Annotated in this window: 21 protein-coding genes; 8 read left to right on the top strand and 13 right to left on the bottom strand. The window is 42.0% G+C overall.

Features of this window, described 5'->3' with window-relative positions; translation table 11 throughout:
• Nucleotides 1–64: 64 nt before the first annotated feature.
• Both QYC40_RS05905 and QYC40_RS05900 read right to left on the bottom strand, forming a co-directional pair.
• Nucleotides 65–3,457 carry a DUF1080 domain-containing protein gene (locus QYC40_RS05905; RefSeq protein ID WP_301992951.1) on the bottom strand — a complete coding sequence of 1,131 codons (3,393 nt, stop codon included), beginning with the start codon at nt 3,455–3,457 and terminating at the stop codon, nt 65–67.
• 15 nt (nt 3,458–3,472) lie between these two features.
• The gene (locus tag QYC40_RS05900) at nt 3,473–4,741 is read right to left on the bottom strand and encodes a Gfo/Idh/MocA family oxidoreductase (RefSeq protein WP_301992950.1); all 1,269 of its coding nucleotides are present in this window, start codon (nt 4,739–4,741) and stop codon (nt 3,473–3,475) included.
• 488 nt (nt 4,742–5,229) lie between these two features.
• Here QYC40_RS05900 and QYC40_RS05895 point away from each other — a divergent pair, with 488 nt between their 5' ends.
• The 3 genes from QYC40_RS05895 to QYC40_RS05885 are packed head-to-tail and all read left to right on the top strand — an operon-like array spanning nt 5,230 to nt 9,075.
• On the top strand, nt 5,230–6,801 hold the full coding sequence (locus QYC40_RS05895) for a glycerol-3-phosphate dehydrogenase/oxidase (RefSeq protein WP_301992949.1): 1,572 nt from the start codon (nt 5,230–5,232) through the stop codon (nt 6,799–6,801).
• A 26-nt stretch (nt 6,802–6,827) separates the two neighbouring features.
• Nucleotides 6,828–8,324: a glycerol kinase GlpK gene (gene glpK / locus QYC40_RS05890; RefSeq protein ID WP_301992947.1), complete on the top strand. Its 1,497-nt coding sequence runs from the start codon at nt 6,828–6,830 to the stop codon at nt 8,322–8,324.
• A gap of 25 nt (nt 8,325–8,349) precedes the next feature.
• Nucleotides 8,350–9,075, top strand: a complete 726-nt coding sequence (locus tag QYC40_RS05885) for an MIP/aquaporin family protein (protein ID WP_301992945.1) — start codon at nt 8,350–8,352, stop codon at nt 9,073–9,075.
• A gap of 149 nt (nt 9,076–9,224) precedes the next feature.
• On the opposite strand, the gene QYC40_RS05880 is transcribed toward QYC40_RS05885, so the two are convergent.
• Entirely contained in the window at nt 9,225–10,073 is an 849-nt protein-coding gene (locus QYC40_RS05880; protein WP_301992944.1) for a mechanosensitive ion channel family protein, read from the bottom strand.
• 82 nt (nt 10,074–10,155) lie between these two features.
• Here QYC40_RS05880 and QYC40_RS05875 point away from each other — a divergent pair, with 82 nt between their 5' ends.
• Together QYC40_RS05875 and QYC40_RS05870 are read left to right on the top strand one after the other, a co-directional pair.
• Nucleotides 10,156–11,325 carry a cysteine desulfurase family protein gene (locus QYC40_RS05875; RefSeq protein WP_301992942.1) on the top strand — a complete coding sequence of 390 codons (1,170 nt, stop codon included), beginning with the start codon at nt 10,156–10,158 and terminating at the stop codon, nt 11,323–11,325.
• A gap of 75 nt (nt 11,326–11,400) precedes the next feature.
• Nucleotides 11,401–11,727, top strand: coding sequence for an iron-sulfur cluster assembly accessory protein (locus QYC40_RS05870; protein WP_149526214.1), 327 nt, complete (start codon nt 11,401–11,403; stop codon nt 11,725–11,727).
• Between the two features lie 71 nt (nt 11,728–11,798).
• On the opposite strand, the gene QYC40_RS05865 is transcribed toward QYC40_RS05870, so the two are convergent.
• From QYC40_RS05865 to QYC40_RS05855, 3 genes are read right to left on the bottom strand one after another with little or no spacing between them, the layout of a single operon-like run.
• Complete coding sequence (locus QYC40_RS05865) at nt 11,799–12,890, bottom strand: DUF3810 domain-containing protein (protein ID WP_301992941.1); 1,092 nt, start codon at nt 12,888–12,890, stop codon at nt 11,799–11,801.
• Between the two features lie 4 nt (nt 12,891–12,894).
• Nucleotides 12,895–13,953, bottom strand: a complete 1,059-nt coding sequence (locus tag QYC40_RS05860; protein WP_301992939.1) for a nucleoid-associated protein — start codon at nt 13,951–13,953, stop codon at nt 12,895–12,897.
• A 9-nt stretch (nt 13,954–13,962) separates the two neighbouring features.
• Nucleotides 13,963–14,805: a histone deacetylase gene (locus tag QYC40_RS05855; RefSeq protein ID WP_301992938.1), complete on the bottom strand. Its 843-nt coding sequence runs from the start codon at nt 14,803–14,805 to the stop codon at nt 13,963–13,965.
• A gap of 523 nt (nt 14,806–15,328) precedes the next feature.
• Here QYC40_RS05855 and QYC40_RS05850 point away from each other — a divergent pair.
• The 3 genes from QYC40_RS05850 to QYC40_RS05840 are packed head-to-tail and all read left to right on the top strand — an operon-like array spanning nt 15,329 to nt 17,075.
• Nucleotides 15,329–15,655, top strand: a complete 327-nt coding sequence (locus QYC40_RS05850) for a hypothetical protein (protein WP_301992937.1) — start codon at nt 15,329–15,331, stop codon at nt 15,653–15,655.
• Nucleotides 15,656–15,690: 35 nt separating this feature from the next.
• On the top strand, nt 15,691–16,338 hold the full coding sequence (locus QYC40_RS05845) for a TatD family hydrolase (RefSeq protein WP_301992936.1): 648 nt from the start codon (nt 15,691–15,693) through the stop codon (nt 16,336–16,338).
• A 5-nt stretch (nt 16,339–16,343) separates the two neighbouring features.
• Nucleotides 16,344–17,075: a tRNA threonylcarbamoyladenosine dehydratase gene (locus tag QYC40_RS05840; protein WP_301992935.1), complete on the top strand. Its 732-nt coding sequence runs from the start codon at nt 16,344–16,346 to the stop codon at nt 17,073–17,075.
• 47 nt (nt 17,076–17,122) lie between these two features.
• Here the strand turns inward: QYC40_RS05840 and QYC40_RS05835 are convergent, their stop codons facing one another.
• From QYC40_RS05835 to QYC40_RS05805, 7 genes are all read right to left on the bottom strand, one after another.
• Nucleotides 17,123–17,545: an SH3 domain-containing protein gene (locus QYC40_RS05835; protein WP_301992934.1), complete on the bottom strand. Its 423-nt coding sequence runs from the start codon at nt 17,543–17,545 to the stop codon at nt 17,123–17,125.
• A gap of 6 nt (nt 17,546–17,551) precedes the next feature.
• Entirely contained in the window at nt 17,552–18,049 is a 498-nt protein-coding gene (locus tag QYC40_RS05830) for a BON domain-containing protein (protein WP_301992933.1), read from the bottom strand.
• A gap of 256 nt (nt 18,050–18,305) precedes the next feature.
• A complete protein-coding gene (locus QYC40_RS05825) occupies nt 18,306–18,752 on the bottom strand; it encodes a hypothetical protein (RefSeq protein ID WP_301992932.1) in 447 nt (148 codons plus the stop codon).
• Between the two features lie 103 nt (nt 18,753–18,855).
• Nucleotides 18,856–19,362, bottom strand: a complete 507-nt coding sequence (locus QYC40_RS05820) for a hypothetical protein (RefSeq protein ID WP_301992931.1) — start codon at nt 19,360–19,362, stop codon at nt 18,856–18,858.
• Nucleotides 19,363–19,430: 68 nt separating this feature from the next.
• Nucleotides 19,431–20,315: a bifunctional 5,10-methylenetetrahydrofolate dehydrogenase/5,10-methenyltetrahydrofolate cyclohydrolase gene (locus QYC40_RS05815; protein WP_301992930.1), complete on the bottom strand. Its 885-nt coding sequence runs from the start codon at nt 20,313–20,315 to the stop codon at nt 19,431–19,433.
• A gap of 24 nt (nt 20,316–20,339) precedes the next feature.
• Entirely contained in the window at nt 20,340–22,130 is a 1,791-nt protein-coding gene (lepA, locus tag QYC40_RS05810; RefSeq protein ID WP_301992929.1) for a translation elongation factor 4, read from the bottom strand.
• Nucleotides 22,131–22,222: 92 nt separating this feature from the next.
• Entirely contained in the window at nt 22,223–23,464 is a 1,242-nt protein-coding gene (locus QYC40_RS05805; RefSeq protein WP_301992928.1) for a hypothetical protein, read from the bottom strand.
• Nucleotides 23,465–23,515 lie beyond the last annotated feature (51 nt).

Raw genomic sequence — 23,515 nt, 5'->3', positions numbered from 1 at the left:
ACCCTATACAAAAACAAAGAGGCGGTCTCTCAACCGCCTCTCTCGTAAATAAAGCCTAATTTACTTACAATCTCTTTACTCTAATATTTCGGAAGAATACCTCAGTGCCATGGCCTAAGAAGCCGATGTGTCCTAATTTATTTTCCAACCCTGGATGGCTCTTCTTATCGGCAGTACCATTTTTAGTTGCCTCCTTCAGGTCGCCATCAACAATGACTTTACCATTCACAGTAACCTTAATTTTGTTGCCTTGAATACGGATTTCTTCGGTATTCCATTCGCCAACAGGTTTCAAAGCACCACGTTTCGCAGCAATAATGCCGTAAACAGATCCATGATATTGGTATTCTTTCAAGTCTTTGTAAACCTCAGCGCCGTCATCCAGCACTTGGATTTCCATACCGGCATAAGCAGCATCACCATCGATCGGCGTGCGGATACCAATACCGTTATTAGCTCCAGGTGTTAATTTAAACTCAAAGCGGTAAACAAAGTCACCATATTGATCTTTCGTATAGATGTTCTTGCCGAACTTCGCAACCGGATTCGATCGGATATATCCTTCTTTCGTAATTTCGTACGCAGCAGAGCTTGTCCATTTATCCATGTTTGTTCCGTCGAACAACATTTCGAAACCTTCCTTCTTTTCCGCATCGCTCAATTTATATACTTCCAAACGAGGAATCTCTTTCACGTAGATATCGCGATACCATACGCGTGATCCATGCGCTTGCAACTCAATTTGCTCGGTTGGGAAAATTGATTGATTGCGATCCCAGTAGTTTTCTAACGTTACGTTATCCACCACCAACTCGCCGTTCAACCAAACAGAAACTTTCTCTCCGACCATTTTGATCTTGAAGGTATTCCATTCGCCTAGCGCGCTGTCCGCAACTTTCAATGGGTTCTTCGGATTCTTCGTATTGTTATATAAACCGCCGGAACCTACTTGAGCACCTACGTTTGTACGCGAGATATCCCAAATCTGAACCTGTGGAGTTCCTCTCAAGTAAACACCTGCATCAGGCTCTTTACCCTGAGGGTCTAATTTCCAGTCTACTAACATCTCAAAATCACCGTATTGTTTTACAGTCGCGATGTTATCACCATGTCCGCTGAACACTAAATCACCATCAATGGCTTTCCAGTTTTCACGCATCTTCTGATCAGCAACAGCTTGCTTTTTCTCCAACTCTGCTTTCGACATTGCCGCGCGTTTAATTGGGTTTTCCACTAAGCCTTTCCATCCTGTAAGGTCCTTACCGTTAAAGATCGAAACATAGCCTTGCTCTGCTGGCATTTCGGATAGATGGCGAACGATTGCTTCTCTTAAATACGAACTCTCGCTACCCGAAAGATTATCTGCTGCTTGTTGTAAAATGCCACGAACGTCAGAACCAACATATTCTTTATTATCCATCGCAATGTTCATCGCCACGTTAGAAGCCGTTCCTTTCAATTCAGGATCGTTCATATAACGACTAGCAAACATCATCGCTTGGTAAGTATTGGTAGCTTGCATGCTGCTCAAAGCAGACTGCTTTTGTTTTGCAGTTTGCGCTAATGCAAATGCATCACGTAAAGTCAATGTCTTTTGCTCAGCGGATTGTTTGCTTGCATTCAATTGCTTGATCAATCCAGTAAAAATCGTATTGAATAAGGCAGGGTCTTTTTCTGTTCTCGCCAATTTGATCAAGGCCGGAAGTGCCTCTTCATTATTCCATTTTGATAATGCATCAATCGATGCAGCTTTCAAGCCTGGATTATTCACGTAGTTTTCTACAGCTTTCAAAGCGTCAGCACCACCCACTCCCGCGAAAATCGGGAAGTATTTCGCTGCCGAAGGCGCCGAAGAACGAGAAATATTCGCCGCTAAACGTTGAATCTTTGCATCCTTATCCGCACTTGCTTGCAAAGCCAAGATAGCCGCTTGCTGTGCGCTCACTAAGTCCGCTCCTTCTGCATCGTTTACCAAAGCGATGACCGATTCGAAATCCGAATTGTTGACCACATTTGGCAATGCTTTGAACGCTGCCGCGCGAACTGCTTTATCGCTAGACTTTGTTAATGGCAATACCACAGAAGCCGAATTCAAATTCATGCGTTGTGCTAAAACTTCCAATAGAAGCAATTGCGTCTTCTCGTCTGCACTTGGAAGCGCAGCATTCACTAAATCAATAGTCCCTGCATCTTTTGCTGACAACAACATCGTTTTAATGGTCTTCAACTCATTCTTAGACGCACTCGGGATTTGTTTGATTAGGAATGGAACGTTTGAACCTTTTGATAAAACAGAAAGCGCATGGTAAGCTGCGATTTTTGCTTCCTCGTCTTTCAGCTTCGGAAAGCCTTTTTCAATCAAACCTACAGAACCCGCTGCATCCTTTGTCGCTAAAAAGTTCAACACACTTTCCTGTGCATCTCGATCTAGCTTACGCATCGAACTAGCCAACTTTAACAGGTCAGAAGCAGAGGCATTATCGGCTAATAAACCTAGGGCAACATTGCGCAATACTTTATCGTCACTGGAAGCAAGCTTCAATAATTCTTTTTTCTGTTTTTGAGGGTCGATATCGGTCAACACTTCTAACGCGCCAACCTGAACCGCTGAGCCCTTCGCTTTAGCCGCATTATTGAACAAGGTAGTCGCGAACTTGCTCGCTGCAGCCTCATCCTTCTTCGCCAATTGCTTCGCGTAGTCAATCGCTAAGCTCGACGCATTCGTTTTATCGTATTGGTAGTTCAATGCTTTTGCCTTATCCAAAAATAATGCTGAAGATTGTGCACCACCGATTTTACTCAAGGCCGTTAAACCGTTCCATTGGAAATTCTCCGATGGATATTTACCGATCAATTCGATGATCTTTGCTTCTGCTTCATTAGATTTTAGATCGCCTAAAGCAGCGATAATCGCTGTAGCGGTCTTTTCCGTAGCAGATGATGCTAATGCTGTATTCAACGCTGCCGCAGCCTCTGGCGTACGGATCGCATTTAAAACGCGTGCCGCTTTCTCTGCCAAATACTCGTCAGAAAGATAGGGAGCTACTTTAGCAATCGCGTCATTCTTAGCACAGAACTTCAATAATTCTAAGACATAGCCTTTGTTATTGGCGTCTTGCAGATTATCAAGTGCCGATAACAATCCCTGTACATAGGTAGCACGTTGATTTTCAAATCCTGGCTGCATCACATAGAATGCGTAAGAATTGGTCGCGTATTCAATCGGAGCGTTATTGCCACCCTGTGGTTTTAAACCTAATAATAATTTGGAAACATCCTCAGCCGTGAATCCCTCAAGTTCTTTCATCGCTGAAATAAACTTAGACTGCTCCTCGGCAGGCTGTTGGGCTAAAACATCGGCAATCTTTGTTGCTGATGTTCTATTTGCAGGTTGTTGCGCATAAGCAGCAACTTGTATAAATAGTAAAGCGGTTATCGTATTAAATACTTTCTTCATGATTTTTCTAGGGAATTAAAATGTCCAAGGACCTCTCATTGGTTGATTGATTAATCTGTTTGCTGCATCGTCGTTCACAAATTCTTGCTTTTCCGAATCGAATTTCAAGTTTCTGTTCAAACGCAATGCCGCAAGACCTAAGTTCACTAGCGTACATGAGTAATAACCATTTTGCTCGTTCAAAGCAAATTTCTGACGCGTACGAACCGCTTCAACAAAATCGGTAACCTGTGGAGCAGGCTCAGGATACTGCGCTAATTTGCGCTCCAAATCTGGAATATCCGACACAAACCCACGGAATAACTTACCGTTCGGTCCTTCGATATAAGCCTTACCCACCTCTGTACCGGCACCATCTAAGATAATCTGGCAACCGTCCGCATAGGTATAGGTAATTTTACGCCAAGTACCAACAGCATCCGAATGCTGTTGCGGAGCATCAACCTCGATAGAAACCGGACTTTCCTGGTCTTTGCCTAAGAAATATTGTACAGGATCTAGATAATGCTGCCCCATATCGCCAAGACCACCACCATCATAATCCCAATAACCCCTAAAAGTCAAGTGCGTGCGGTGTGCACTATACGGTTTATACGGTGCAGGACCTAACCACATCTCGTAGTCTAACTCTTTTGGCACCTGTTGTACAGGCAAGTTCTCCTTGCCAACCCAGTAGAACTTCCAATCAAAACCCGTATGCTTAGATATCGTCACTTTCAGCGGCCATCCCAACATCCCTGTATCCACTAATTTTTTGATCTTCTTCACCGGAACATTCATTCCATAGAAGTTCGCATCAAAACGGAACCAAGTATTCAACCTAAAAATATTACCATGCTGTGCAACAGCCTCTTTTACTTTTTTACCTTCACCGATTGTTCTGGTCATTGGCTTCTCACACCAGATATCCTTTCCAGAACGCGCAGCTTCAACAGCCATCAATCCATGCCAGTGCGGTGGTGTAGCAATATGTACAATATCCACCTCCGGATTGTTGATCAAATCTCTGAAATCATGGTGCTCTTTCACACCGCCCCCAAGAGCCTTCTGCGCTATAGCTAAATGGCGTGTATCCACATCACAAATAGCAACGGTCTTAGTACCCGCATAATTGAAGTGTCCACGCCCCATTGATCCAACACCAATAACACCCTTTGTTAAATGGTCACTAGGGGCTAAATATCCTTTTCCAAGTACAAATCTCGGCACGATGGTGAAAGCAGCTGCCCCGATCAACGATTTCTTGATAAAATCGCGTCTAGAAGAATTATTGTTTTCTTTCATAATGTTTATGGTTCCATAGCTTAAATCACTATTTCCCTAAAAAAGACAAGTGTATTAGGTAGATTTATCATTTAGGTTAATAGCCATCCAATCATAAAAACTTTATAAATAGATTAAGTTACAAGATTATAAAAACTTTTCAGTTTTGACTTATTCAAACATGCCAAAACAATATTATTTTAGGACACGTTAAGGTTGATGAAAACAAATTTAATAAAACAATCGGTTGCGTAAATAAAATATTACGAATAAATAAACCAATTCATTAAACATTTGATAACCTAAGCTTCAGACCTTCGATAAATCGATCTTTTTCTATTCCCTATTCATTCCCAAATCAAAGCCCTTCTGGAGCGGGTTTGATTGGGTTATGAAAGGGCTTTGATTTGGGTTAGTAAGGGTTATGAGTGGATTTATGTAGGTCATATTTGGTAAGGAGTCCTGTATTTCATTTTGAAAATGCTTACATTTAGATAAAAATCAATCTCATGCAATTCGAAACTGCAAGAAAGAACCAACTTGAAAAGATAAAACAGACAGCATTATGGGATCTCGTCATCATTGGCGGTGGAGCAACCGGACTTGGTACGGCAGTTGATGCGGCAAGTCGCGGCTTCAAGGTTCTCCTAATCGAGAAATATGACTTCGCTAAGGGGACTTCCAGCAAGAGTACAAAGCTGGTCCACGGTGGCGTCCGTTATCTGGCGAACGGCGATATCAAACTCGTTATCGGTGCCCTAAAAGAAAGAGGCCTTATTTTTAAGAATGCGCCCCATGTTTCTTCGGCACAATCCTTTGTTATTCCACTCTATTCCACATTCGATAAACTAAAATATCTGGTTGGCTTGAAACTATACGATTGGTTAGCGGGAAGTTTACGAATCGGCAAATCAGTTTTGCTATCTAAAAAAGAAGTTGTCGAAAAACTGCCTCATATCAAGCAAGATGGTTTGACAGGAGGAATTCTATACTACGATGGTCAATTTGATGATGCGCGTTTGGCAGTCAATTTAGCGCAAACCGCAATTAACCATGGTGCAACGGTGCTGAACTACATGGACGCCGTTGGAATCGATAAAGATCAACATGGTAAAGTATCTGGCGTTACCTTTATCGACAGAGAAGATGGAACGACCTATAAAGTTGTTTCTAAAACAGTTATCAACGCCACTGGAATTTTCGTAGACGATATTTTAAAACTCGATACCGCGACGCATAAGAATTTGGTTCGCCCTAGTCAGGGTTCGCATATTGTGATTGACAGGAAGTTTCTAGATGGATATGACGCGCTGATGATTCCGGAAACAAGTGATGGACGGGTGCTCTTTGGGGTGCCTTGGCATGATAAGGTGCTTTTAGGCACTACGGATATTCCTATCAACACACATCAGATTGAGCCTCGACCTATGGAGGACGAGATCGAATTTATTCTGGCAACCGCCAAGTCTTACTTGAATCCCTACCCTACGCGCAATGATATTTTAAGCATCTATGCGGGTTTACGTCCATTAGCAGCGCCAAAGGACAACGATACGGGCAGTACAAAAGAGATATCACGCGACCACAAGCTATTGGTTAGCGAGTCGAACCTCATTACAATTACCGGGGGGAAATGGACCACCTACAGGAAGATGGCACAGGATACGGTTGATGCTGCAATTAAAGTTGGAGAACTACCGCATATTGCGTGCAAAACGATGAACCTTCCTATTCATGGATCCACTAATCAGGTGCAAGCTGGACATTGGACCTATTATGGAATAGACTATCATCATATTCAAGCTTTGATGCAAGAAGATGAGCGCTTAAAAGAGCTACTAGTTCCGGAATATGATTATACGAAAGCGGAGGTCGTATGGGCCTGTCGTCATGAGCTGGTTCGGCAAGTCGAAGATTTTCTCGCACGTCGTAGTAGGCTCTTACTACTCGATGCGAAGGCTGCAAAAAGAGCGGCTCCTGTCGTGGCGGACTTGATGGCTCAGGAATTGGGAAAATCAATAGACTGGCGCGACAATCAGATTAAACTCTTCAATGAACTAGCAAACAATTACCTTTTATAAAACAACCACTTATAAATATATTATTGATGAAGGAATATATTATAGCTTTAGACCAAGGCACGACCAGTTCTCGTGCAATACTATTCAATAAAAAGGGCGAAATCGTCAATATCTCACAGAAGGAATTCCAACAAATCTATCCGAAGTCAGGCTGGGTTGAGCATGATCCGCAGGAGATATGGTCGAGCCAACTTGCTGTATTCACGGAGGTATTAGCAAAATCAAAGACTAAACTAGATTCCATCAAAGGGATAGGCATCACTAATCAACGCGAGACTACCATTGTATGGAATCGGCGTACCGGTGCGCCGATCTATAATGCCATAGTATGGCAAGACCGAAGAACAGCGGAATATTGTGCTCAACTGATCAAAGAGGGGCATTTGGATGAAGTGCAGGAAAAAACGGGCCTATTGATTGATTCGTACTTTTCGGCAACTAAGATTAAGTGGATCTTGGACCATGTGAAAGGAGCACGCAAACTGGCCGAGAAAGGCGAACTAGCCTTCGGTACAGTTGACGCCTGGCTAATCTGGAATCTTACAAATGGCAAAACACATGTCACCGACGTGACGAATGCTTCACGCAGCATGTTATACAATATCAACAGCTTGTCCTGGGACAAGGATCTATTGAAGCTTTTTGACATCCCCGCGAGCATGCTTCCGGAAGTTAAGAGCTCGTCGGAAATCTATGGCGAAACTTCGGGCGAACTAGGTAGTCGGCAGATCCCTATTGCAGGAATCGCAGGCGATCAGCAAGCCGCTTTGTTCGGACAGATGTGTTTAAAGAAAGGGATGGCCAAGAATACCTATGGAACGGGTTGTTTCTTACTGATGAACGTGGGGAATAAACCTGTTAAATCGAAGAATAAGTTGGTGACGACGATTGGATGGAAGATTGGTAACGAGGTCGTGTATGCTTTGGAAGGCTCTGTATTTATCGGAGGGGCTGTTGTTCAATGGCTACGCGATGAGTTGAAGATAATTAAGAAATCCAGCGATGTGGAAGCTTTAGCGACCAGCGTAGACAGCACCGAGGGGGTTTATCTGGTTCCAGCTTTTGCTGGATTGGGTGCACCACATTGGGATGCGAATGCACGCGGAACCTTGTTTGGCATATCAAGAGGAACTTCAGATGCGCATATCGCACGCGCTGCTTTAGAGAGTATTGCATATCAAACCTACGACATTCTGAAAGCTATGGAATCAGATGCCGGTGCGAAGATCAAAGAACTGCGGGTGGACGGTGGAGCAACACAAAACAACTTCTTGATGCAGTTTCAAGCCGACATTTTAAAAACGCAGGTCGTGCGTCCACAAATAACCGAAACGACTGCCATGGGTGCCGCATTCCTTGCTGGTCTTGCTGTTGGTTTTTGGAAAGATGTGAAGGAGATTGAAGCACTTTGGAAAGAGGACAAATTGATTGCGCCGACGAAATCATCTAAGCTGGCGAACAATTTGAAAGAATGGAGCCGGGCAGTGAAGGCGGTAAAATATTGGTCAGAAAACCCAGAATAACAGAAATCAAAACTAAACCTATTATATGAGTCCATTTGTAGCAGAATACTTAGGAACGGCAGTGATGATCCTCCTTGGGGGTGGCGTGGTTGCCAATGTGGTGCTAAAAGGCACGAAAGGAAATAACGGCGGTTGGATTGTCATCACAACAGCTTGGGCGCTCGCCGTTTTTGTTGGCGTCACGATTGCTGGCCCCTATAGTGGCGCGCACTTGAACTGTGCCGTGACTATTGCCAATTTAGCATTGGGTAAATTAGACCTAGCAACTACCTTAAGCTATATAGGCGCACAATTTTTAGGTGCCATGACGGGTGCATTCGTTGTCTGGCTGATGTATAAAGATCATTTTGATCAAACAGAAGATCCCGGCGCAAAACAAGCTGTTTTCTGCACGGCGCCTGCCCTACGCAATCCTCCGATTAACTTAATCTCTGAGGTGGTCGGTACGTTTGTGCTAATCTTCACTATTCTTCACTTTACCGATGCCAAGATGGCTGATGACTCTGTTATTGGCTTAGGTTCCATCGGTGCAATCCCTGTTGCTTTTCTGGTATGGGTGATTGGTTTGTCCTTAGGCGGTACAACAGGCTATGCGATTAACCCCGCCAGAGATTTAGGTCCTCGCATCGTGCATGCTATATTACCGATTAAAAATAAAGCTGGATTTGATGCTGCTTATGCCTGGGTTCCATTTTTAGGCCCAATTATTGGAGCATTACTTGCAGTAGCGCTTTATAGCTGCATATATTAGGAAGGCATGAAGAAAGGATTTTTTAAACTACTGAACAGAATAAATAAGGCGGTATTGCCCAGCTATACGAAACTGGACCCCGCTAAACTAAGTAAGCTACAACAGGCCGTTGTAGCTTACCGATATTATGTTTTAAAAGAATCGCTGGATTAAGCAACTGGAGTTTCCTCCGCATCGGGTTGATCGCCAATAACTTTGACAACATTTTGCGGGAAGACCACGTTTTTGCCGTCGAGCACATTCTTGACTTGCTCGCTAATTTCGTTTTTCGTTGCCCAGAATACTTCTCGATTCGCCCAAGCACGTACAATTAAAGTAATCCCGGTTTCCTTTAAATCCCCTACAATTACCTCGGGAACAGGTTTATCCAAAATACGCTTATCCGCTTTCAACACAGACAGAACCGCCTCGCGCGCGACTTTGATATTTGTGTCGTAAGATACGTTCAAAGTAAACTGCATACGGCGAGAAGCAATCTTCGTAAAATTCTTGATTACTGAGTTAGCGAGCGGACCATTCGGTGTGAAAACGCGGATCCCATCATCGTCAATCATCGTGGTGTACAACAAGTCGATACGTTCTACGGTTCCCGTTGCGCCTGCCGCGCTGGAAATATAGTCGCCAACATCGAAAGGACGGAATAAAAGGATCAATACACCTCCGGCAAAGTTTGATAAACTACCCTGAAGCGCCATACCGACAGCTAAACCGAAGGCCGATAAGGCCGCGATAAAGGAAGTGGTCTGTATACCCATTGTACTGGCTACCGTCAGCAACAATAAGCCGTATAAGGTAAATTTGATGATGTTTTTTAGAAATGAACGAATAGATCGGTCTACATTGCGCTTTTCAAATCTGTTATCGATAAATTTAAGCGCAAATTTGATGACATAACGCCCAACAATCAGTATAAAAAATCCTACCGCAATTTTAGGCAGTGCGACTACTACCGAATCTACTAGTCGTTCTAAACTTCTTTCTACAGAAAACCAATTCATATCTTAGTGTAATTTTTACAAAAATAACAAAATACTGTTTGCAAGCCGGTAGAATGGTACTTATTTTAAATATCTTTAACATATGAGCTTTCTATATTTTGATAATAATGCGACGAGCAAAATGGATGATGAGGTTCTACAGGCTATGCTTCCTTATCTACAAGAGTCGTATGGGAATGCCTCCAGTGTTCAGCATAAACTCGGTCGCGCAGCGAATGCGGCTATAGAGCAGGCACGAATTCAGCTCGCCGAACGATTGGGCTGCATGCTAAAAGAAATCTACTTCACCTCAGGCGCTACAGAAAGTATAAGCACCGTCTTAAAGGGGATAGCGCAAAGTTACCTGCGAAAAGGAAAACATATCGTCACCTGCAAAACAGAACATAAGGCTGTTCTGGCGACTTGTGAAAGTTTAGCCAAACAGGGTTGCGAGATAACTTATCTCGATGTCGATACGCAGGGAAACATCAATTTGGACGATTTAACGAAAGCCATTCGTCCGGATACTGTATTAGTTGCGCTAATGTCCGCCAATAATGAAACAGGCGTGTTACATCCCATCGATAAGATCGCTAAAATCTGTCAAGAGAAGGATGTCTTATTTTTCTGTGATGCTACGCAGCACATTGGCAAATTACCCCTTGATTTACAGCAAGTAGCAATTGATATCTTATGCTTAAGTGCACATAAATTTCACGGACCGAAAGGCATCGGTGCTTTGTTCATACGTCGAAAAAGCAAGCCCATCCAAATCCCTAGCCTTATTACCGGGGGGAATCAGGAACATGGCTTACGCGGCGGCACTTATGCGGTTCCGCAGATTGTGGGCATGGGTGAGGCTGTAAAACGTTTTGAGTTCAGCAGCAACATTGGAGCGATAAGGGATTATTTTGAGGCTGAGCTGCAAACGCAGCTGGAGGAAGTAAAGATTCATGCAAGCGATGCCGCACGTATTCCAAACACCAGCAATGTCTTGATTAAACATGTGCGATCGACCGAACTCATGACCAAGTTGCCCGAAATGGCATTATCGTCCGGCTCTGCCTGTGTTTCGGGCTCGCGCGATCCTTCGCATGTACTGAAGGCAATGGGCATGGAGGATGAGGACGTTTATGGCAGCAGCCGTTTCAGCTTCAGCAAATACACGACGAAAGAAGATATTGATGTTGCCATACAACAAATAAAGCGCGCTGTAGCGCAAATTAGAGCCGCCTCACCTATTTGGCAAATGTATAAAGAGGGTCTAATTTGACAGAACTCAGATGATTTATCCAATATTTGGAACTTGTTTTGATTATCTTTGTACAATAAATGGAGGAAGAAGAACATGGTGACCATTACAGATAAAGCAAAAGAACGTATCAGCACAATCATGCAACAAGAAAACTACGATAGCAATTATTTCGTACGCGTTGCTGTGGAAAGTGGTGGTTGTTCTGGGCTATCCTATAAGCTTAATTTTGATAACGAAGAGAAAAAAGGCGATCAGTTTTTTGAAGACAATGGTGTCAAAATCTGTTTAGATATTAAGTCTTACTTATATCTGGCAGGAACAGAATTAGATTATTCCGACGGATTGAATGGAAAGGGATTTGAATTCCACAATCCTAATGCGTCGAGAACTTGCGCCTGTGGCGAAAGTTTTTCGGTGTAAAATAATTAAGCGGGCAAATTAGATTGCCCGCTATTTTATTTTTTATACTGTCTGAGTTTTCCTAATTAACATTAGCGAGCAGCTTCTCTCCCGCTTTTCCTCATATTTATTTCATACGCGATAATTAGCCTACTTACTAAGCCATAGCGTGCCATTCCCTCTCTCTGATTGTTATGTTTAAGATATTGATCATAGAACAAGCCAGATACATTGGTCAACCAGCCCGTATAATTTTCCCAGTAGGATTGATCTTTTTTTAAATCGCTTTTAATGCCCTCTGAGAGCTTCGCTTTATATTGTTGAAACATGGACTCATCGACTAGATAAAGTGACCTTAAAAGGTATTGTATGCTTTCGTAATAGGCTGCATATTGAAACCAGGGATCCTGATGATTCCGAAGCTTAACATAAGCGATAAAATTACATTCATCTTCAAATCCAATGCCCATCTGATGTGCCAGCTCATGAGTTACCGTGAAAGGATAGGATGTGATTGGCATATCGGCATTGGCATGCGCTTCATTACTGAAAGGATTCAGATAACCCGATGTTCCAAAGGAGGATATCATCACAGAACTCAATGGCTTCTTAATATGGATCTGGGTTTTGCTGAGCATTGGGAACTCTTGATCATCCCGCATCAGCTCTTCTATTTGCATATTGACGCTGGTTCGGACTTTGCCTTCAAGATTTATTTTTGCGCGCAAGCTATTCGCCAGCTGTATCTGCTCAGCCAATACACCTAGATGATCCTCCAGAAGTATGGTATCTACAGACAAGTTAAGTTGCTTACTGACCGGGACGCGATAATAATTGATTGCCCAAGCCAAATGAAAGAAGATATACAGCGATAGCGCCGTGCCAACTAACATTAATACTCCTCGCCAAGCGTTGTGAAACTGCTTTTTGAACAGTAGAACTATTGTTTTAACGACGAGATAAAGCAGGACCAAGACGATCGCAAGATAAAGCAGATCTCCCACGCTGAAAGGGAGCAGTCCGAATATCAGTTTTGGGAGGTATTGGTAAAAAGGATAGAAAGCGCGACTGTAAACTGCCTCTACCCTTTCAGAGTCTGTTACAAACCAATTCAATAGCAAGATTAAGCTTATACAAACAGCTAACCAGATATAAAGCGATTTCGTTGATTTGTTGAACCTCATCTTCTTAGTCGGATTCGTTTTCGAAGTATAGCTTGTAGTAATTCATCCCCTTATCCTCGTCATATCCTTTTTCGAGGTATTCGCGCTTTCCATGCACGTATATATGGAAATTCTTATCGAGCTTGATGACTGACTTATAACTGGACGCCATTTTCTTTACGGCATTTCCGGCAATATCAAAATTAGATTGAAATGGGGTATCAAATTCCTCTTCAAAAGCAGATTTATAATCCTTAAATAAAGAAACAGCATCCGGATTGGCAATCACTTCGGTATTGAATTCTTCTTCATCAAATTCTTCTTTTGACTTAAAGTAGTTCATCGAGCGGTTCAAGAGGTCGATCTTATCCGCTTTATCCATTTCAAACACTTCATCTAGCTTCTCATTGACGAAATTCTTGTACACCTTCATGATATTTCCCGTTTGTTGGAAATTATCGTTTCGCACGCGCAGTTTTAAGAAATCATCTTTCCAGTAAACGGCTTCCGATCCATTCGTTTGATCAAGGCATAATACCTTGAAGCCTTCTTCCGATTCGGTATTGATGATAACGACGCCCTTATCCAGTTTATTGATATTTATGGCTTGTTCTTCATAATTTACACCTAAACCATCTGCTTGAGGATATACTTTAAGATAAGCTTCTTTATTTTCTGATTTAAAGATCCCTATGGCCTTATGCTCCTCTCCTTCCAGCTGCACATTATCCAGTGCGACGACATACACTTCACCCGATTTGATCTTTGGATGCTCCGATACATCAAACAGATATTTAGTGATCGATTTGGAGAAATCGATAAAGTTCAGCTGCCCTTCAAAGAAGCGCTTAGAATAACTGTAAACCTCATTAAATTCCAAATCATCATTGGGATGGTAGAATCTGTAGACTTCCGATTGCTTCGCGAAAGGCTTCATGAAATATTGCATCAGCAGTCCGGTCAGGACTTCATCTGAAGCAACATCCACTTCTACGTCCGACAAGGTAAAATACTCGTCCTGGCTCTTGTTGCCAACATGATGGATAATAAGGTTTTCGAAGTTTGCGTCTTGATGAAATAACATGCTTGTTTTTTATAAATCGTAAATATGTATTGCAGAACGGTAGGTATTGACATGCGCATTGACGATGTCTTTGATGTGCAGGGAATATCCGCCGCCCATGCTGACTTCCACGGGTACTTTTCTGCTTTTGCAGGCCTTGAATACCAGCTCATCTCTTTTTCTACAGCCTTCCTGCGTTAGTTTAAACTTGCCAAGTTTGTCGGTCGCTAGCACGTCGACTCCAGCCTGATAAAAGACAAAGTCGGGATTAACCTGATTAAATACCGCTTTAAGCTCTGATGCCAGGAGCGATAAATAGGCTTCATCTTCAATACCATCTGACAATCCGATGTCAATATGCGATTTTTCCTTTTTAAATGGGAAGTTCTTCTCCCCATGTATGGAAAATGTGATGATATCGGGATGACCTTCAAAGATATGAGCAGTTCCATTTCCCTGATGCACGTCAAGGTCTATGATCAGGATCTTTTTAGCTAGTTTTTGATGGTATAAGTATGCGGCAGCAACCGCCTGATCATTGAGTAAGCAGAAGCCTTCACCAAAATCTCTTCCGGCATGGTGTGTTCCACCGGCAGTGTTAAAAGAAACTCCAGCTTCCATTGCCGCAAAACATGCCTTGATTGTACCATCTATTAGATAGCGTTCGCGGTCCACTAAAGCCTGTGTCATCGGGAATCCAATACGACGAACCATCTTAGGATCTAACGTCAGCCCCAGAAGCTCATCAACATAAGCTTTATCGTGAGCTAAATAGATGATGTCGCGATCGACTAAGTCGGGTTCAAAAAAGTTGTTTTGATTCACTAGCCCTTCGTAAATCAATTGCTCTGGAATAAGTTCATACTTCATCATCGGAAAGCGATGTGTCGCGGGCAAGGGATAAATATAGGCGCTATGATGGGCTATTTTTAACAATTGTGCAAATTTGTCACGAATATAACCAATCAGAAATCAATAAAAAACCCTTGTGGAAAAAGCGGATAGCGCTTCTTTCTCCTTTTGAGTACACTTATTCGCAACGAGATTGTTATATCGTATATTTTTTAATCTCGTTTTTTTTAAATAGATTTAATACAATAAGCATCGCGGCTTCCACAATCCGCTGCTATATAACCATTTGTAAACAAATTGAAAGGAAGGAGAGAATATGTTTAGCAAGAAACGTCAGGGGTCGGGTTCAGCTAATTTCGCTGGACGAAATCATCCTTTTATCAAAAACATCAAAAAGACGGGTTTACTTGATAAGCCCAAGTTGATGCTTCAGGAAATTCTCGAACATTTAAAAGCTAATCGCTTCGAGTACAGCAAAAATTAATATTTAAAACGAAATTAAATATATGCTGTTATTAGCTATAGAGTACTAAATAAGAAGAGTATGACTATAGATATTGATTCATTGCTTGATGCGGAGATCATCAAAACCGAAGAGGATTCGAGAACACAAACTTTGGACGTAACGTTGTTATTGGACGCTACGGAACCAATCCATGCTCATCAGAAGAAATTGCGCTTTGAGCATGTGACTTTCTATTCGCGTTCTGAAATCCCTAAAGAGGGTTATCCGGTTATTTTGGAGATCAGCGAAGTCGTCCCGGAGATCGAAAAGAGCTTTGATAACGATCAGTCGCGCAGACGCTTTAAGATCGATACCACCTCGGGAATAGTCATATTGGAATTTGCGACCTGCTATTTAGTAGATTAATTCCGTATCTTTCGACGAATTAAACGCCCCGAACATTGTTAATCAATATCCACGCCCATAGCATAAGTACCTCAACTCCCGATGAGTTTGTACTGCCCAATTGCATTGTTTCGAAAGACTATCTTTATGATCAAGCCTGTTCCGCAGGCATCCATCCCTGGTATGTGGATCTCAATGAGGAAGCTCAATGGGAAGCATTAGTAAAGTATGCTGAAAAGCCCCAGGTGATTGCCATAGGAGAATGCGGATTAGATAAGCTCTGCAGCACGGAATGGAATCGACAGTTACATACATTCGAAAAACAAATTGCGCTCGCTAATGAGCTTAAAAAGCCTTTGATAATACATTGTGTTCGAGCCTATCATGAGGTTTTTACTTCTTTGCTAAGGAAACAGGTTTCTGTACCGGTCATTTTTCATGGATATGAGCGAAATTGGCCATTGGCGGAACAATTATTAAAGAACAGAAACTACTACCTTTCGCTCGGCGCTGCTATCCTAAAAGGCAAGCTAGACGATGTTATACAGCAGATCCCATTGGACAGGATTTTCTTAGAAACTGACGATAAACCAACGAAAATCTCAGATATTTATGCTTATTTTTGCCGAGCCAGAAAATTGTCTATAAAACAAGTAGAAGATCAGATTTTGGCAAACTATAACAGGGTATTTAAATCAAGTTAAAATTAATGAAGGATTTATCTTGGCTTTCTCGCACCGAGGCGTTGGTGGGACGAGAGGCACTAGAAAAGTTAGCTAATTCGCATGTGATGGTTTTGGGCCTTGGTGGTGTGGGGTCGTTTGCAGCCGAGTTTATCTGTCGGTCGGGTGTTGGAAAGATGACCATTATCGATGGGGATACAGTAGACCCTAGTAACAGGAACAGGCAATTGCCGGCGTTGGCAACAAATCATGGCGAGGCAAAGGCGGAAATTATGCGCGAACGCTTGTTGGCAATTAATCCGGAATTAGAACTTAACGTGATTCAAGACTTTATCCTTCCACAAAGCATCCCCGGTCTCCTTGATCTAAAACCAGACTACTGTGTTGAGGCGATCGATAGTATTACACCGAAGTTATTTTTTATACGATTGGCTCTGGAGGCGAAAGTACCTTTTGTAAGCTCCATGGGAGCCGGAGGCAAGCTTGACCCCACGAAAATAAGGATAGCGGATATTGGAACAACGTACAATTGTAAGCTCGCGCAGCATATTCGTAAGAAATTAAAGAAACATGGTATCCGAAAGGGTGTAAAGGTGGTATTCTCTACGGAATTGCCGGATAAAGAGTCTTTGCTATATACAGACGGTAGTAACTTTAAGAAATCTGCCTATGGCACCATGTCTTATCTGCCGGCTGCGTTTGGAGGCGCGTTAGCTTCCGTTGCGATTCAAGATTTAATGAACGAAAAGAACATTTAATAAAAAAAAGGAGCTCGATGAGCTCCTTTTTTACTGATTATATTATTTTAAGAGATAGGTTCCAGATATTGCGCATAGCAATAGCCTTCTTCCCCATCCTTCGTACGAACTAACCACCATTGGTCATTAGCGCGACTGATTAAGGTAATTACCTCGTCTTTCGCTGCTTTACCAACGATTGGCTGATCTGTTCCTGGCCCTTTACGAATATTCAAATTGCTGCTTTCAGTGATTACGCGAACTTGCTGTCCTGTAACCGCTGTAGAAACATCCACGTTCATAACCACATCGCCAGATAAGAAATTAGGATCGATTTGATTGTAGACATCCCATAATTTGTTTTTTACGTCAGCATTTGGAGCAGTACCACGAATCTGTAATACGCCGTCCATCTCAGCGATTTGTAAACCTTCGATACCCGAAGCATTTGCTGTATCGATCAATACTTTATATTTACTTTCTAAACTCATAATTTGCTATTTTACGATTAAACCTGACATGTCAACTTTCTTAGGATTTAAAGCATCTAATCCCATTTTTAAAGCTTGTACGCGTGCTTGTTCCAACTCTCCAGTTACTGTGATCACTCCATCCACAACGGCTGTTTTCACCGATGGGAAGTCTTTAGTAAATTCAGCTACCTTCGCCTGAAGATCAGCATCATTGCTGTTTACTTCGATAGTTCCAGCAGGAATTGAATTAACAACGATGTTGTTAACGACAGATTTCACACCTTTTGCATCAGCACCTTTCGCTGCCGACTCAATCTGTGCTTTTTCATCATCAGACGCTGCTGTACCGTTTAAGGTAACTACACCATCCTTAACTTCTACCTGAACATTTGGATTCGATTGAATCGCAGTTTCAACTTTGGCTTTTAAATCGGCATCCGAAATTTTCGATTTACAAGCAATAGTGCCAGTTAACAATGTAACGGCAACTACCAATACAGATAAGATTTTTTTAAGATTCATAAATAAGATATTTACGTTAATTAATACTACCTAAATCTAAACAAAAAACATCTCGAAAATGTTTTAAAAAATAAATCTGATTTGAGAATAATTTGGAAAGGATATCGTCAGCGGTATTGTAACAACAATTATTGAGACGCAATAAATATAATCTGTTTCCATTAGAAGCAAAAGCAGGGATAACGGATCTTGGTTGCCTTTTGAAAACCACCACTTTCGGGAAAGAGGCTTGTATGAATGAACGCTGTATGCCCAGCTAGCCTAGGTCCTGAATTTGAAACGTTTTACCGTTGAACTGTACTTCATCAAGGACTTTCTTTCCAAACAGCGCCTCTCCTATTGGCGATTGTTTTGAAACGACCATCACTGTCTCGCTGCCTACCTTGAGCGGGCCTATGGACGTAGCAAGCAAGTAATTAAATTGGTTAGTGATCACTAAGCTCCCCATCCCAACAATTGCAATCGTTGAATCAGGCAGATTGATCAGTATGTCCAAATCTCGATTGGCTTGGTTGAGCTGGCTTTGCAGGCGTGATAACTCTTGTTGTGCCATTTCGCGCGAAGTTTCATACTTATCGCCCATGCTGCTCTTCGTATCATTGACTATAGCATCATTGGCAGCATCGATAGCAACTTGAATTTCATTGACACGTTTTTGTGTCTTTTCTAAACATAGTTCAACGATTTCCTTCTTATCGATCATATTTATTGAATACTAATTTTATTATAATAAAGAAAGCGCCAAATAAATTTGGCGCTTCAATTAAAAACCTAATAACCAATTAATTATAATTAATTAAATTAGTTTAGTTCTTTAAAGCTTCTTTTACGTTGTTAAGCTTTCTTTCTGCCTCTTTACCAGTTGCTTCCACTTTATCTGCTGTTTTTTCAGCAGCTTTGTCGATTGCTTCACCAGTTTTATGAGCAGCGTCTTTCGTAGCATCTACAGCGTTGTTAACACCTGTTTCTACAGCATGACCTGCTTCTTTAGCTGCAGCTTTAGTTTTTTCCCAAGCAGCGTTAGCATCGTCTAGAGCTTTTTGAGCAGCTTCTTGCGCTTTTTTGTCTCCGCTTTTTACAGCCGCGTCAAGATCAGCTTGTGCTTGTTTTGCTTTAGCTTCAGCATCTGCTAAGGCTTGATCAGCTTCTGCATGAAGGTGACCAGCATGCTCGTCAGCAGTCTCTAATGAATGATCTAAGTGCTCTCCTACTGTCGTATCACCATCATGATTTTTATCTACTGATGAAGTATTGTTACATGCTGAGAAAGTAATCGCGCATGCAACTGCTGCCAATAATGCAATTTTTTTCATGTTTTAATTTTTGTTTATGGTTAACATTTTTACAATGATGCTAATCTACAATATTTGTACCAAAAACATTACTTTGAATATACCGTACCTTTTGCTGCTTCTAAAGTGTTTTTCAATAAGCCGATGATGGTCATTAAGCCTACTCCTCCCGGTACTGGTGTAATCCAAGACGCTTTAGGAGCAACAGCTTCAAAATCAACATCACCATATAACTTAAAGCCTGATTTTGTTTCGGTCGAAGTCTCACGGTTGATACCCACGTCGATGACGATAGCGCCTTCTTTAACCATGTCAGCAGTAACGAAATTCTTTTTACCGATTGCTGCAACGACGATATCAGCTTGAAGAACTTCTTCTTGAAGATTCTTTGTACGGCTATGGGTCAATGTCACTGTACAGTTTCCAGGTTGACTATTGCGCGCTAATAAAATACTCATTGGCGAGCCAACAATATTACTGCGTCCAACGACAACCGCTTTCTTACCCGCAGTTTCGATACCATAATGATCTAGCATCAACATGATACCATAAGGTGTAGCAGGAATAAAACATGGCAGATTTCTTTGCATACGACCTAGATTGATCGGATGAAAACCATCCACATCTTTTTTATAATCTATAGCTTCTGTTACTTTCTCGGGATCGATATGTTTCGGTAATGGCAATTGAACAATTAAACCATCGATGTTTTCATCTTGATTAATCTCCGCAATCTTTAAAAGCAAAGCTTCTTCCGTGATATCCTCTTCGTAATGAAGATTGGTAGAATCAAACCCCACTTGCTCGCAGTTTCTCATCTTGCTGGCAACATAGGTTTCACTTCCACCGTCATTACCTACTAAAATAGCAACTAAATGAGGCTTACGACCCAGGGTAGCTGTCAGTTCAGCGGCTTCTCTTTTGATATCTTCTTTCAGTTTTGCAGAAACTTCTTTTCCGTCAAGTAACTTCATGTTATAAATAGGTTGATGTAAATATTAATCTAACTTCAATACGGCCATAAATGCAGACTGTGGAATCTCCACATTACCTACCTGGCGCATACGTTTTTTACCTTTTTTCTGTTTCTCCAGGAGCTTACGCTTACGAGAAATATCACCACCGTAACACTTCGCTGTTACGTCTTTACGTAATGCAGAGATCGTCTCGCGGGCGATGATCTTAGCACCAATCGACGCTTGGATACGGATTTCGAATTGCTGACGTGGTAATAACTCTTTCAACTTCTCACAGATCTTCTTACCGAAATCGTAAGCATTGCTACGGTGAATCAATGATGATAAAGCATCAACAGGCTCATCATTCAAGCGTATATCTAATTTTACCAGATCCGAAGTGCGGTAGCCAATTTGATGATAATCAAATGAAGCATATCCCTTAGAAATGGTTTTTAATTTATCGTAGAAATCGAATACAATCTCACCCATTGGCATCTCAAACACCAATTCTACACGATCAGATGTCAGATATGACTGGTTCACGATGGTACCACGTTTTTGAATACAAAGCGACATTACTGGACCAACGAATTCGGCCTTCGTAATGATATTCGCTTTAATATATGGTTCTTCAATGGAGTCTAACTTACTAGGATCCGGAAGATCGGAAGGGTTGTGAACAACAACTTCTTCGTTTCCTTTAGTCAAATAAGCACGGTAGGATACGTTGGGAACAGTAGTGATTACTGTCATATCGAACTCGCGTTCCAGACGCTCCTGAATAATCTCCATGTGCAACATTCCTAAGAATCCACAACGGAAACCAAAGCCTAATGCAGCCGATGATTCCGGCTCAAAAACCAAGGAAGCATCATTCAATTGCAAACGGTGCATGGATTCTCTCAGCTCTTCGTAATCCTCTGTATCTACGGGATATATACCAGCAAATACCATTGGCTTCACCTCTTCGAAACCTTGAATTGCTGTTTCACATGGACGATCGCGATGTGTGATGGTATCTCCTACCTTCACCTCACGAGCTTCTTTAATACCCGAGATAATATAGCCTACGTCTCCGGTCTTGATAACCTCTTTCGGTACTTGATTTAACTTCAAGGTACCCACCTCGTCAGCGAAGTATTCTTTCCCTGTTGCCACGAACTTAACACGATCGCCTTTTCTGATCTCGCCATTCTCTACTTTAAAATATGCCATGATACCACGGAATGAATTAAATACAGAGTCGAAAATCAAAGCCTGCAATGGCGCTGTAGGGTCTCCAACCGGCGCTGGAATACGGTCGATAATGGCATCTAAGATATTAGGGATACCTAGTCCTGTTTTTCCAGAAGCTGGGATAATATCTTCGCGATTACCGCCGATAAGTTCTACGATTTGGTCTTTAACCTCCTCAGGCATAGCGCCCGGAAGATCCATCTTGTTTAAGATCGGGATGATTTCTAAATCGTGCTTTAGCGCTAAATAAAGATTGGAAATAGTTTGAGCTTGAATACCTTGAGAAGCATCTACAATCAATAATGCTCCTTCGCATGCTGCGATAGAACGGGAAACCTCGTACGAGAAATCCACGTGTCCGGGAGTATCGATTAAGTTTAACACATAGGTTTGTCCATCTCTCACATATTCCATTTGGATGGCGTGACTTTTTATGGTAATACCTCTTTCTCTTTCCAAATCCATGTTATCCAACAACTGCGCTTGCGCTTCGCGTTGGCTAATGGTATTGGTAAACTCTAACAATCTGTCTGCCAAGGTACTTTTGCCATGGTCAATGTGCGCGATAATACAAAAATTGCGTATATGCTTCATATAGGTTATTATGCCTTCAAATTAATTCGCAAATATAATTTTTTTAAGCGAGGTTTTCTCCTAAAAGTTAGGCGATTATTCTAACTAGCGAGTTAATTGTTAGGCACATCTTTGAAACGCTGTGCGATAAGCAACAACAGAAGGCTCATGACGATGATGATCGATGCCCACAGCAAGGAGGTATGCGTAAAGGTGAAATTCCAATGATAGATCCCGCCGAGTCCTTGCAAAGCTAGCGCTATTTCGTTAAACAGTATGCCAACGATCAGGAAAACAATTGTGAAAAAAGTAAACCTGGAAGCCTTCAACATCGCTTGACTGAACGCCAATCCAATAAGGAACATGGATATATTAACGAGTAATACTAGGTGCAAGTAGGCAATCGCAATCGGTCTGAAACCATAGACCAATACGCTCATGGAAGGTATGATGGAGAAACCCTGAAGAATCAGCTTTGCAGAAACGCCAAGCGCCACGATAATCCATAGCAATGACATGCTATTTGACTTGGTTTCGATCAACTTCATTGTTTTTAGACTGCCGCTCAGAAACCATAGCCAACACAACCCTTGTAACAACACCGTCGCAAACACCACATAGCCTACATATGCTGGAATCCCTTTCCACCACAAGATGGTAAGGAAATAAGTCGGGATTACGCTTAGCGAAAATAAATATTGCATATGCTTCGGAAAAAATATTGCTCCAGATTCACGAATCAACCAGTGATAAAATAGGGCTAAGCATCCGAAAAAGAACCATCCATTATATTGAAAATGCAGATAGAAATAAATCGATGCTTGCTGTTCAAAAGGATTTTCCTGATGGCTTGCTTTGAGGTAAATAAGATAAAACGTTCCTAAGGCTGAAACAGCATTACTGCTAATCGCAACGTAATACCAATGCTTGATGGAACTCGCTAGATTCGCTGAATTTAAGTCCCGCCAGAACTTCCCGATGAACGCGAATGAGACGAATAAAGATAAGGTGGAGAAGATTATGGACAACAGCGCGTATCCTTGGGCAGTAAATGCAATCAGCATACAGACCGATGTAATCAAATTGAAATACAGCAGTACAGCATAAGGCTTCTCGACTCGATCATGCGCCTTGTGACCCCGCAGAAACATAGGCATAAAGAGCATCAGGGCCATGGACACCCATGCCGTAAATGCGAAATGGGAATGCGCATGCAGTAAATTCTTCTGGTCTAAGCCCGATAGCGGGAATAGGAATTTATAGCGCATAAGGGCTCCATAGAGACCTACAATAAGGAAATTAATGAGTGCAACGTAGAACCATTGCTTATAGGAAACTTTGAACAATTTCTCCATTATCTTTCATTCAATCCGAGCGCGCAAAATTCCAGCCTGCTACGCTCTTTA

The organism is Sphingobacterium sp. BN32 (assembly GCF_030503615.1).
Lineage (GTDB): Bacteria > Bacteroidota > Bacteroidia > Sphingobacteriales > Sphingobacteriaceae > Sphingobacterium.
The sequence above is the reverse complement of the archived record's forward strand: the minus strand, read 5'-3'. Positions and strand labels throughout refer to the sequence as shown.